Here is a 12724-nt window from a genome sequence, read left to right as displayed (position 1 = left end):
CGTTCATTTAAAAGGTGGCTAATTAAGCGAAGATTGATAACCTTATAAAAGACCGGATAGTGCTTCGCCTGCTGTATTTTATTCAGCACAAAAAACGATGGGATTGGTGCGAGGACCGGCCCTCCTCTATCAGTTCGATCCCACCAATACGATAAGAGACCAGCAAAGGGTTTTATGCTAAAGTTGTCAGGGGCTCCCCCTCCTCTATACTTAAGGTTTAGCCGATGGCAATAATATCTTAACTATCCTCGGTAGCGTAAGCCCTTGTACCAATATGGAAAATATAACCAACCCGTAGGTCAGAAGCAATAGGGTACTGCCTGACATGTTTTCGGTAAGCGAGTAAGCCAATGCCAGGGAAATCCCCCCTCTTAAGCCGCCCCAGGTCAGGACGGCTGCGGTATCCACCCAGCTGTGGGCATCGTGGCGCAGAAAGGAATACGGAATAACAACCGCTATAAACCGGGCAACCAGCACCAGCACAATAACGGATAGCATTAACCATATCTCCGCCATGCTGTCCGGTGACATCAGGTGGATGGCCAGCCCGAGAAATACGAATAGTATGCCGTTGAGGCTATCGTCCAGAATCTCCCAGAAACCAGCCAGCACTTTTCTCGTCCCGGCTTCAAAGTCCGGTCGCTTAATTTGGTGACCGATATAAAGTCCGGCCACAACCATCGCCAACGGCCCTGAAGTTTCCAGCGCTTGTGCCAGGCTGTAACCCCCGAATACGATGGCCAGACTAACTATCGTCGTAAGGTGCGGATCCTGATCCACCATTTTCATTGCCCTAAATCCCAAAAAGCCCAGCAGGGCACCCAAAGACAGGCCCAAAAAGACCTCCCTTAACAATAACTGCCCCAGTTCCAGCATTAAGGGCGACTCTCCGCCTGATGAACTCATTTCGGAAAGCAACAGTATACCTGTGAACACAATCACCCCAACACCATCATTGAAAAGCGATTCCCCTTCAATCTTTAGCTGAAGCGAAGGACTGACGTTACTATCTTTGAGCAATGCCAAAACGGCTACCGGATCAGTGGGAGAAATAAGCGCCCCAAACAACAAACAGTCGAAGAAGGATAAAGGCACTCCAAGCCCGGCAGCAATACCGTACAGCCCTACCCCTATTATGACTGTAGACAGCAGCACGCCAAGGGTGGCAAACCAAAAGACCGGCCAGCGCTCTGCTTCCAGCCCTCTGATGTCGACATGTAAGGCTCCGGCAAACAGAAGGAAGCCCAACAAAATATCCAGCATGAAGTGGTTGAAGTCCACTTGCGTCACCGTATTGCTCAGAAATCCATAAGCGGCAGGCCACAACGGTTTGGCAACCAGTACCAGCACTGCCAGCCCGAGCGACAACAGCAGCTGGGCTATAGTAAGCGGCAACTTTATCCAGCGGTAATTGATAAAGCTAATCACCGCAGCGGTGAAGAACAGGAAGCTAAAAGACTCGTACATAGGTACGAAGATAGCATTTTAGTCGGGCAATCGCTTTCGCAAAACACCATAGAGGAAGGTACCGGTCATCGCTGCCAGCAGGAGCCCGTTCGCTGCTTTCGGATAAACGCTATCGCTGTAAAGGGTGATTTTTCTCATTGGTAGTACCGGTAGCTTGCCTCTAGCTCAACTTGCGCCCCGACCGGAAGGCAGAAGGCGAGGCGCCCACCCGCTTCTTAAAGAAACCACTGAAGTGCAGGGGCTCTTCAAACCCCAGCCGGTACCCCACCTCCTTGATGGCCAGATCGGTATGCAGCAGCAGGCGCTTGGCTTCCAGTACGAGCCGGTCCTGAATGGCTTCCTTGGCGGGTTTGCCGGTCAGCTCTTTTACGGTTTGGCTGAGGTGCTTGGGCGTAATGTGCAGTTGCCCGGCGTACTCGCTCACCTTGTGCCAACTGGCGTACTGCTGATCAATGAGCTGTTTGAAATCGCGCAAAATACAGATGCTGCCGTTTTCTTCATCCAACTGGGCCGTGTCCAGTTGGGTGGTGTTGTTGCAATAGATTAGGAAGAGCTGTAGCAAAGCGCCCAGCGCACGCTCCCGGTAGGTCAAATCCGGGCTCAGGCAGTTCTCCATCTGACTGATGATATCCAGCAGCCGGTTAAAAGTAGCCGGATCCAGTTGCAACGGAGGCGTGTCGCCAAAGGCTTTGAAGAGATTGATGTTGGAAATGAAGCTTTCGGGGATATTATTTTCTGCCAGGAAGTCCCTGGAAAAAGTGAATACCCAGCCTTCCGGCCGTGCTTCCGCCAACACCTTATGCACCTGCCCCGGGCTGACAAAGTGGACTTCCCGTTCCTGAAAAGGATACGCCTGATAATCGACCAAATGCTGCCCGGCGGCATGCTCAATCAACAGCACCGTATAGTAATCGTGCCGGTGCGGCTCATCGGCTTGCCCGGCGGCGCGGTCGTAGAGGCGGCCCATGTGCTCCAGGTAGAAGGGGTGCCGGGGGGCTCGGTGTTGAATAATCGCAGATTTCAATGCTTAAAAAAAGTATTTCCCCTAAAAATGCGTCCTCAGGGAGAAGAATAATTGAATGTTTTGCCGAAAGGTAAACGTCTTAAAGCTATGCGTTGCTGAAAGCGACCAGACCTCTTCATCATTCGCATCATATAGCGTGGGATTTTGATAGATTGTCCCGTTATGGATTTGAGCAATAGCGTTGCCGTGTACCTCGATCCCAACACTAAACCGCCTGGAAAGTTGATAAAATGCATTTCCTGTAAGACCAATGCCAAAGCCGTACTCCGGTGGAAACTCAAAAATAACCTCTAACATACCATTTGGATTTTGCTGCCTGTCATAGAACTTCGTAGTTCCTTCAAATCTATTTCCCGGCGTCAGCAAAAGCGGTGTTTCCACCTGCATACCGAAAGAAAACCTACCTTCAGGAATTGCCAACAATTGATAACCTGGGCTAAGGTATATCGTCATAACGTTCACTCCAACATCCAAAGTCCTGGCATAAGAAAGGCTACTACTTGCATTAACTGCAGCCTGTTGAATACTACGCCCTGTGAGCCGCCTCTGCAGGCCTAACCGGCAAAAATAAACCTGCCCGCTTTTCGTGGTCCGGTAATAAGATAAATCCAGCGCAAAAACCCTGGCCGAAATCTCATTGTCTCTTGCAATGCTAAAGTTATCAATTTTAAGATTCTCCTCCCGGATGTCCTCAAAATAGGCGCCATCCATTCTGAGTGCAAAAGCATTGCGTGAGGACTGAACAGCCACTTCTTGCGCTAAGACTGTAACGCTGCAGGCTGTACTAACTAAAAGGATCAAAATTCTTCCAAACATGCTTTCAATTTGAGTTAGAGGACAGGGACACCTGAATTCCAAGTGATATCCGGTTACTGATTAAGACACTCGAGGAAGTCCGCTCTCTTGTTATTTCAATTTGGGATAATAAATTACCGTTTTCATCAAAGCGTTGTGGTCGCTCAAAAACATCTCCTTCCTGCCAGTCATACCTCAGATAGGGTTCTATCTCAAAGCCTATTCCCACCCGCTCAAAAAACCAGTAGTAACAATTCAGATTGGCCATTACGCCTAATCTTCCAGTCGCCGGGATTCTAAAATTATCCTCAAGAACAGAGCTTAGATCCCCATCGGAATCAAAAAAATCTCTGCGATCAAACTGCAGAAATTCGGGCAAATGAGCATAACTCAGCGCCATCCCCCCTGAGAGCCTGATTTGTTGTTTTTGAATGAATGCCTTTTGCAATCCACAAGTGATCCTAAAGCCCGTATTTCTATTGCTTTGGGTGCTCACAGAATATCCATTTGCACCATTGTCGGATAACCGTGTGCGGCGCTGAAATATAGATGAGTGTATAACTCCTAACCTAAAATCCAGCCAAAAGTCATTGCTCAACTGTTTACGCACTATCAAATCAACATCGATCAGTTTATTTATTTGCTCTTCTCTAGGGTTGGCAATTAAAGAATCTAATTCAACTATCTCGTCTTCTGAATAAGTAGAAAACTGATTACTCTTTACGCCAAAATACAAGCCTTGCCCAAATACATTTAATCCTGGCAAAACCAGCAGTAAGAGCAGTATTATACGTTCTCGTTTTTTAGTCATATTTGAAAATTTTAAAGGCTGAATAGACCATGTATTATGCGCCTATTCAGCCACCATTCAAGAGTTTTAAATGCTTACTGTTTAATTATCCGCTTCGTTATCAGACCTTTATTGGTCTGTATTGCTATTAAATAATAGCCTCGTGCAGGCAGGTAGGACAAGTCCAGATCAATTGTCCCACCCGATCTCCCATCTACAGGAATTTGTTTCAGCAATTGCCCGTTTGCGGTGAAAACCCGAATACCCTGAATAGAAAGAGAATTCTCCTCTACCACTAATGAGGCACGATTGGTAACTATCGTAGGTGTAACAGAAATTAGGGCATTTAGGTATTCGGCATCATAGGTACTGTTAATGCAATCCTCCTCATCCGTAATCAAAATATCAAACAGAAAGGCATTCCCAACTAGGACATCAAAGGGACCGTCAAGTATGGATATTACGAATCCTTTTCCCTCATTTCCTTCGCATTCTTCATCGTTAATTACTTGCTTACTGATTTCTACGATCTCACTTGGGTTTGAACTTGTAAGTTCAGCTCCTAAAAAAGGATCAAACTCAAAATCCACGAAGGTCGTAGCATCACCCGCTTCAGGTTCGTCGAATTCATGAAAAACATCAAGAATCCAAAGCTCAACCTCTTCTCCCGGATCCAATCCAACTACCGAAACCGTACCCATTATTGGTTCCTCATCATTTTCAGCAGTGACAACTTCAGGAGCAAAAAAGTCAATACCCTGCCAATTCACGACACCTGTACCAGATTTGCAAGCACACCGGTGGTCTCCTAAATCCTCAACGAAAGCATTAGGATAAATAGTCCAGTCATGCAATAACTCAGAGGTGATAAAAGTAGTTTTGCCTTCCAGCACTGAAGCAGCCCTTCTTACATTTAACCCCTTGAGAAACCTCAAATCAAATTCAACAGCCTGCAAAATTGACGGATTATTGATAAGAGTATCTAATGTAAATATTCCGATTTCTTCTTCTAAGCCCAACCTGCCAATAACGTCAATGACGCCTGTGCCTTCCTTAACAATCTGTACCATTACGTGATTTCCAAAAGTAAGATTAGAACTAAACAGGTCCGCTTTGGATCTGATCAAGCTATCTGCCGATGGCGTGGAAAGCACCATCGCAGTTTCAGGAAGAATTACCCCCTCCAAAGCTATCTCTGTTTCAACTGTATCAAAAGTAAATAACTAAATTTTGTAGCTGCTCAAATCAATAGAGTCCTCTGTTGGATTGTAAATTTCTAAGGCATAGTTAGTGATCGGAGCGAAGTTATTATTTGGATCGTTTAAGGTTAAACTAGATTCACCAAATACTACTTCGGAAACAAACAGTTCGCTACAATCCTGCCCTTTCAAAAGAGAGAAAGAGAGAAAGAGAGAAAGATAAAATTTTAAAATTCATAATATGAAATTTAGAGAGTTAAAAATCAAATGCAAAAATACTATGATTAAAAAAGAAGTATTTAAGCAATAAAATTTTAGTTTTCGCGTTATTATACAAATATACCTTAAATATACATTTAAGTCAATGTTTCGAAGCAGTTATTTCTGTTTTCATACTCCTTGACACCATGGGCTATACCGACCAATAAAAAACTGGCCTCATTCCTAGACTCCACACACTGCCTTCACCAACAATGCTTCCTGGTGCTAATCCTCATCTAAACTTAATTTCAATTTAGTTCGCTTTCTCCCCCACACTCCCGACTTTTGGGCCAGAACAAACGGTAACGCCCTATGCCAACTCTTGCTGATGCCACCAAAATACTAGAAGCACACTACCAACTCCATGCTCAGCCCCGGCAGCTGGAAGGCGAGCAAGACGCCACCTTTGAAGTCAGGTCCACCGGGGGCGGCACCTACTGCCTGAAAATCACGCATGCATCCCCTGCACTGGTCGACCTGCAACTGCAAATGATGCAGCGGCTGGCATCTGCCGGGCTACCCTACGCTACGCCCAAGCCTATCCTCAACAACGAGGGAACGCATACCTGTCCCCTACCCGATGGCGCCACCGCCTACCTGACTAACTGGATTCCCGGCACGCTTTACGCGAAAGCAAAACTGAAGTATGCTGTATTGCGCGAAAGCCTGGGGCGTGCACTGGGGCAGCTTACCCTGGCATTGCAGGGCTTCGACCATCCGGCCGCCCACCGGGAAATGCGCTGGGATAACAACCAACTGCCCTGGGTAGCAGAGCACCTGGAGCGCTTTGACGCGGCACAGCGAGCAATCGTTGAACAGGGGCTGGGGTATTTTCAGAAATATGCCGCACCGGCTCTCCCCCACCTCCGCCACTCCGTCAATTACAACGATGCCAATGACTACAACCTGATGACCGAACGGGATAGGGACGGGCACTACCGCATCGCTGGGCTGTTCGACTTTGGGGATGCCGTACATACTGCTACCATCAATGAGCTGGCCGTTGCCCTGGCGTACGCTATGATGGAACAACCCGACCCCGCTGGTGCCGCCGTAGAGGTCATCCGTGGGTACCATAAGGCTTTTCCGCTGGAGGAAGCGGAAGTGGCCGCCCTGCCCGCCCTGGTTTGGGCGAGGCTGCTCATCAGCGTAACCGTTTCCACCCTCAATCAACAGGCTGCTCCGGACCGGGCGTACCTGCAAGTCAGTAACCAAGCTGCCTGGGCCTTACTGCAACGGCTTCAGGGCATCCCATATAACCTGCTGCATTACCACTTCCGCCACGCTTGCGGATGGGAGCCCTGTCCACAGGCTACGGTCTTTCAGGATTGGATACGGGAAGAACAACCTGAATTCGCCCCAGTCTCCCCTATTCCCGAACAGTGGCGGCAGATGGACCTCGGCGTGGGCAGCCTGGAGCTGGGCAACAACCGAAACTTTGAGGACGAGTACCGCTTCGAGCGCCACATACAGCGGATCATGGAAGATGATGGCGTCGACTTTGGGCTGGGCGGCTACGGGGAGGTTCGCCCTTTCTACACCACCGATGCCTATCAGGTGGAAGGCAACAGCGGTCCGCGCTGGCGTACCGTCCACCTGGGGCTGGATGTGTGGGCGGCCGCGGGAACGCCCGTCTTTGCCCCTCTCGATGGACGGGTACACAGCTTTGCGGACAATGCAGCGGAACGCGACTACGGCCCCGCCATCATCCTGGAGCATACCCCACGGGAAGGGCTGACTTTTTATACCCTCTACGGCCACCTCTGCCGGGAATCTTTAGCCCAACTTGAAGTCGGCATGCCCATCCAAAAAGGGCAACGGATTGCGACTTACGGAGTGCGGGAAGTCAACGGCAACTGGCCGCCCCACCTGCACTTTCAGGTGCTGCTGGATACGCTGGGTAAGCAAGGCGACTTCCCTGGTGTTGGCTTTCCCGATGAATGGCCGGTCTGGCGCAGCCTTTGCCCCAACCCGGAATTGCTACTAAATTTGCCGGAAGGCAGTACACAGCCCAAACGAGTGCAGTGGGACGGAAAGACCATCCAACAGAAACGGCAGGCCCATATCGGGCCCAACCTGAGCCTGTCCTACCAACAGCCCCTGCACATGGTGCGCGCCTTCCGCCACTACCTCTACGCTGCCGATGGGCGGCGCTACCTGGATACGGTCAACAACGTGCCCCACGTCGGGCATCAGCACCCCAAAGTGGTGGAAGCCGTACAGCAACAGGCGGCCGTCCTTAACACCAATACCCGCTACCTGCACACCGAGCTGGCCCGCTACGCCGAGGAGCTTACCGCCACTCTGCCCGGGCCACTTTCGGTGGTCTATTTTGTCACCTCCGGCAGTGAGGCCAACGAACTGGCGCTGCGCATGGCACGTACAGCCACGGGGCGCCACGATATCCTGGCGATGGACGGTGCCTACCACGGGCATACGGCTGCCTGCATCGATATCAGTGCGTACAAATTCAATGGAAAAGGCGGCAGCGGGCAACCTCCGCGCACCCACCTTATGCCGCTTTTTGACCAATCGGAACAGCCTCTTGAGCAGGCCAAAGCCCGCCTGGAGGAACTTTCCCAACATAACATCCACCCCGCCGCCTTCATCAGCGAAAGCATCCTCAGCTGCGGAGGGCAATTGGTCCCACCTCCGGGGTATTTTCAAACCGTGTTCGAAGCCATCCGCAGCATTGGCGGGTTGTGCATTATGGATGAAGTGCAAACCGGCTTCGGCAGGGCCGGCGAAGCGTTCTGGGCATTTGAGCTGCAGGGCGTGGTCCCGGATATCGTAGTGCTGGGCAAACCTATGGGTAATGGGTTCCCAATCGGGGCGGTGGTCTGCACCCCGGCTGTAGCAGAGGCCTTTGATACCGGTATGGAGTTTTTCAGCACCTTCGGGGGCAATCCGGTCGCTTGTGCAGCGGGGCGGGCGGTCCTGCAAGTTATTCAGGAAGAAGCCCTACAGGAAAAGGCACATCATACCGGACAGTACCTGATGGAACAACTCCGCCAACTCCAACAACGGCACGACATCATCGCTGAGGTGCGGGGCCACGGGCTATTCCTCGGCGTGGAGCTTTCGCAAAACGGGCAGCCTAAAGCCCGGGAAGGAGCATACATCATCAACCGTATGCGGGCAATGGGCGTACTGATGAGCACCGACGGGCCTCAGCATAACGTGCTTAAAATTAAGCCGCCTTTGTCTTTCGGGATGAAGGAAGCGGATCAGCTCTCAGAGCGGTTGGATACGATCCTAAAGGAATTGTAAAGGGCCTCATTACAGGTTGTAACAAAAATTCTTTACCCTACAATAGCCTGAATTCGCCCCGCTTTTAGTACTTTTAAATCCCTCTTGATACGATTGCCCAAATCATTGGCAACTCCTGCTTACAAGCAAACACTCTTCCATTTCCACTTTCGCAGCTTTCCTTGCATACCTGCGGGTCACCTTTGGGCGGCCGCGTAAATTCAGCATTGGATTTGATCACCTAAACCACCATATCATGAAAAAAGCATTGAAAATCCTCGGAATGGTCCTTCTGGGCCTGATTGTCATTGTGCTGCTGGGTGCAGCTTACATCAACTTCTCCCCTATCCCCAAGCACGAAGCGGAAGTACCGGCTATCACCATTAAGGCGGATTCGGCTCAATTGGCACGTGGGGAGCACCTGGTCAACGTCTCCTGTGCCCTTTGCCACAAAGGCAAGAATACCAACCAAATGGAAGGTGGGCTCTGGCGGGAAAAAGACTTTGGCGAGGTCTACACCCCCAACCTGACCCTCCACCCGGATTCTAAACTCTCGCAGTATTCCGATGGGGAACTGGCACTGATGCTCCGCACCGGCCTCAAAAAGAATGGCGAAGTGGCTTTCTTCATGCCCCGGTATATGCATTTGTCCGATGAAGATCTTAATGCCGTTATCGCATTCCTGAGATCAGAAAACCCGCTCACCCGCCCTTCCGACAAGCAGTGGCCGGAGCGCAAGCCCAATTATCTGGCAAAGCTGTTGACTAAGGTAGCGATCAAGCCCACCCCTTACCCTGAAACGGTAGCAGCAGTGGACTTTAACGACCCGGTGGCCCACGGCCGCTATCTGACCCACAACCTGGCCTGCTACCATTGCCACTCCGGCAGTTTTGACGGTATCAACGAGGTCGAACCAACAGCCTCGGCAGGGTATTTTGGGGGCGGCAACCCCATCCTGAAAAAAGACGGAAGTGCTAAAGTCCTTTCCTCCAACCTGACCCCACACCCGGACCATGGCTTGGGCAAATACAGCCCGGAGCTGTTTGCAAAGGCCGTACGCACAGGCAAGCGGCACGATGGCAGCAACCTCGACCATTCGATGCCGTTGTTCACCAACCTGACCGATGCGGAAGTCAACGCCATGTATGCATACCTGCAAACGGTACCGGTCATTGATAATGCCATTGAGCCGGGAGCAGTTGTGAAGTAAAAAAACGGGAGCGCAAGGGCCCGGTGCAATACCCGGGCCTGCTACCTTTTCCCTTCCAGCAAATGATATTCCAGTGCCGTCCGGACAAGCCCGGCGGTATTCCGTGCGCCCAGCTTGGTCAGGAGATTGCGGCGGTGGGTTTCTACCGTACCGAAGCCGATGCTAAGCTGATCGGCAATCTCACCGGTTGTAAACTCTTCGACAATGAGCTGCAGCACCTGTTTTTCCCGCCTCGAAAGCCTGGGGAAAGGGGAAGCCGGCGCAGGCTGTGCTTTACTCTCGGAAAGCAATTGAGCCACATCAGTGCTCAGGTAATTTCGCCCGTCCATTACCTCACGTACGGCCAGGAGGAGTTCATCCTGACCGGCATTTTTCAGCAGGTAGCCATTAGCCCCCTGCTGCAGCATTTCTTTGATTAGGCTGGCTTCCCGGAGCATAGAGAGCGCCAGTATGCGGACAGTGGAATTGGTTTTGCGGATTTCCCGGCAGACCTCCACCCCGTTCATTTCCGGCATATTGATATCGAGCAGGATGAGATCGATTGCCTGTTTTTGCAATTGCACCAGGGCATTCCTGCCGTGCCGGGCCACCGCCACACAAGCCATATCTTCAGCATCGGACAACATGAGCTGCAAACCATCGAGTACAAGCTGATGGTCATCAACAATCAGTATACGGATTGGAGCCTTCATAACACAGCAGGTTTTAAAGGTTGGGCAACCGGCATTTGAAAGGTGATGGTGGTGCCCTCCCGGGGTACGCTGTCAACATCCAGCGTGCCCTGCAGAAACTGTGCACGCGAGTGGAGCCCTTTCAGCCCTAGTGTTTCCGCTGAGCTGTATTCGGGAGGTTTGAAGCCCCGCCCGTCGTCTTCCAGAATGAGCGTCAGCTGATCGCCATGCAGTAGAATCTGGAGCAGGACAGACTGCGCGTGAGCGTGCCGGAGGATGTTATTGGTGCCTTCCTGCAGCATGCGGTAAAGCGTCACCTGTTGCCTTTCCGGGATATCGGTGAGGTTGCCCCGGATTTCCAGGTCCACCCTGAGCCCACTTTGGCGGAGTTGCCCGGCGAGGTCCTCCACGGCCCCTTTAAGCCCGTACAGCGCCAGGCTTCGGGGCATCAGGTTATGGGAAATACGGCGCACCTCCACGCAGGATTCATCAATGAGGGCCTGGGTTTTGGCTTTTAGCCCATCGGACAACACTCCGTTGGCATATTGCCCAAAGTGGGCTTTCACGGAAGTGAGCAAGCCGCCCAGCCCATCGTGCAGATCCTGAGCAATGCGCGCCCGTTCCTGTTCCTGCCCATCGAGCATGGCATCGAAAGCGAGTATTTTTTGCTGTTGTTCCAGTTGCTGAATGCGCTGTTCCTGCAATTGGGCCGACTGTGCCGCCAGCCGCTGTTGGGTACGCAGGCGGAAGACCAACCCGAAACCTATGGATACGCCAAGCAGTACAAGCAAAGCCACCAGCCCAATGAGCCCGTTGCGCTGTTGCGTTTTCTGCCGGATTTCCAGGTTTTGGATGCGAAGGGCCTGTTCTTTTTTATCCGTCTCGTAAGCCACCTGAAGCTCACGCAAATGAGCTTCCGCCTCAGCGGTATTCAGGCTGTCCGAAAGCTGCCGGAACTGCTCCAAAGCGGTTAAGGCAGCCGCTGTCTCTCCCCGGGCTTTATACAGCTGATACAGCCGCTGTTGCACCATGCCCCGGCGCAGGTGAGCCCCTGCGGCTTCGTAGTGGCGGAGTGCCTTTTCGTAGGCTTGCAGCGCGGCAGCATGCTGCTGGTTTTGCTCAAAATATTGCCCCAGGTTTTCCTGGCTCCAACCTGCCATAAAAAGGTTCCCACCGGTCAGATAATGCTCGTAGGCACGGTCAATGCGGGCAAGGGTGGCGGTATCATCGGTCAGAAACAGTCGGGCCATGCTGTAGTGCCCGGGATGCTCCAGGATTTCTGAGGCGGAATGGTTGTCCTGCTGCAACGCTTCCCACTGCTGTTGCACCCTGGCAAAATCAGCAAACCGGTCGGTCATAAAGTACTTTTCTGCCAGATGGTAAAGCACAAACCCCTGATCCATACGGCTATCACCGGATTGGGTAACCTGCAGGGCTTTGACCAGGTACGCCTCGGCTTCCCGGGATTGCCCCTGCCCCTCGTAGAGCTCGCTGAGCCCGAAATAAACATGCCAGTTTTCATACGCATTCCCGCCCTCAGTAAAGTCCTGCTCAGCAGCGGTGAAGTAGTAAAAGGCGGAATCCTGCCGGCCGGTGCGTTTATAAACCAAAGCCAGGTTTTGGCGGGCAGAGCCCAGTAATGCACGCTTGCCATTGGTAGCAGCCAAACGGGCGGCCTGATGGAACAGGGCAACCGCTGCGGCTTCCCTCCCTTGACGATGGCCCAGCATACCGCGGATGAGCAGCGCACGGATCTCACCGCTGTGGTTTTTCAGCTGCTGAGCCAGCGCCTCCGACTGCCGGGCATATAACAGGCTACTGTCGGGTTGCCGCAGGCGGTAGTAATTGGACAACTCCAGCATGAGTTGCAGGCGCACGCTATCTGCCGTTGCCGCTTGCAATTGCTTTTGCAGGTCAGCCGTGCCAGACTGCGCCAGGGCTGTGTAGCAAAGGTTGAGCAAGACAAACAGAAAGAAAAGGTTTCGCATAATCGGTCCATTAAGCAGCGCTTCGAAACGGCAAAACGCCCTCCAAATTACGCAGATTCATGTCTTGCGC

At 51.8% G+C, this 12724-nt stretch carries 9 protein-coding genes; 2 read left to right on the top strand and 7 right to left on the bottom strand.

Annotation, left to right across the window (positions count from 1 at the left end):
• Positions 1-210: 210 nt before the first annotated feature.
• From ACO08I_RS21185 to ACO08I_RS21165, 5 genes are all read right to left on the bottom strand, one after another.
• Positions 211-1467: a cation:proton antiporter gene (locus ACO08I_RS21185; protein ID WP_421947005.1), complete on the bottom strand. Its 1257-nt coding sequence runs from the start codon at positions 1465-1467 to the stop codon at positions 211-213.
• Between the two features lie 160 nt (positions 1468-1627).
• A complete protein-coding gene (locus tag ACO08I_RS21180; protein ID WP_421947004.1) occupies positions 1628-2491 on the bottom strand; it encodes a helix-turn-helix domain-containing protein in 864 nt (287 codons plus the stop codon).
• 21 nt (positions 2492-2512) lie between these two features.
• Positions 2513-3307, bottom strand: coding sequence for a hypothetical protein (locus ACO08I_RS21175; RefSeq protein ID WP_421947003.1), 795 nt, complete (start codon positions 3305-3307; stop codon positions 2513-2515).
• 4 nt (positions 3308-3311) lie between these two features.
• Positions 3312-4097: a hypothetical protein gene (locus ACO08I_RS21170; protein ID WP_421947002.1), complete on the bottom strand. Its 786-nt coding sequence runs from the start codon at positions 4095-4097 to the stop codon at positions 3312-3314.
• A gap of 74 nt (positions 4098-4171) precedes the next feature.
• A complete protein-coding gene (locus ACO08I_RS21165) occupies positions 4172-5263 on the bottom strand; it encodes a T9SS type A sorting domain-containing protein (RefSeq protein ID WP_421947001.1) in 1092 nt (363 codons plus the stop codon).
• Positions 5264-5848: 585 nt separating this feature from the next.
• Here ACO08I_RS21165 and ACO08I_RS21160 point away from each other — a divergent pair.
• Together ACO08I_RS21160 and ACO08I_RS21155 are read left to right on the top strand one after the other, a co-directional pair.
• Positions 5849-8806: an aminotransferase class III-fold pyridoxal phosphate-dependent enzyme gene (locus ACO08I_RS21160; RefSeq protein ID WP_421947000.1), complete on the top strand. Its 2958-nt coding sequence runs from the start codon at positions 5849-5851 to the stop codon at positions 8804-8806.
• 235 nt (positions 8807-9041) lie between these two features.
• On the top strand, positions 9042-9995 hold the full coding sequence (locus ACO08I_RS21155; protein ID WP_421946999.1) for a c-type cytochrome: 954 nt from the start codon (positions 9042-9044) through the stop codon (positions 9993-9995).
• 41 nt (positions 9996-10036) lie between these two features.
• Here the strand turns inward: ACO08I_RS21155 and ACO08I_RS21150 are convergent, their stop codons facing one another.
• Together ACO08I_RS21150 and ACO08I_RS21145 are read right to left on the bottom strand one after the other, a co-directional pair.
• On the bottom strand, positions 10037-10687 hold the full coding sequence (locus ACO08I_RS21150) for a response regulator (protein WP_421946998.1): 651 nt from the start codon (positions 10685-10687) through the stop codon (positions 10037-10039).
• Entirely contained in the window at positions 10684-12654 is a 1971-nt protein-coding gene (locus ACO08I_RS21145) for an ATP-binding protein (RefSeq protein ID WP_421946997.1), read from the bottom strand. Before ACO08I_RS21145 ends, ACO08I_RS21150 begins: the two co-directional genes overlap by 4 nt.
• Between the last annotated feature and the right edge of the window lie 70 nt (positions 12655-12724).

Origin of the sequence: Phaeodactylibacter xiamenensis (assembly GCF_965229835.1) — a bacterium.
Classification (GTDB): Bacteria; Bacteroidota; Bacteroidia; order Chitinophagales; family Saprospiraceae; genus Phaeodactylibacter; species Phaeodactylibacter xiamenensis.
Note: the sequence above shows the minus strand (reverse complement) of the source record. Positions and strands in the feature narration are given on the sequence as shown.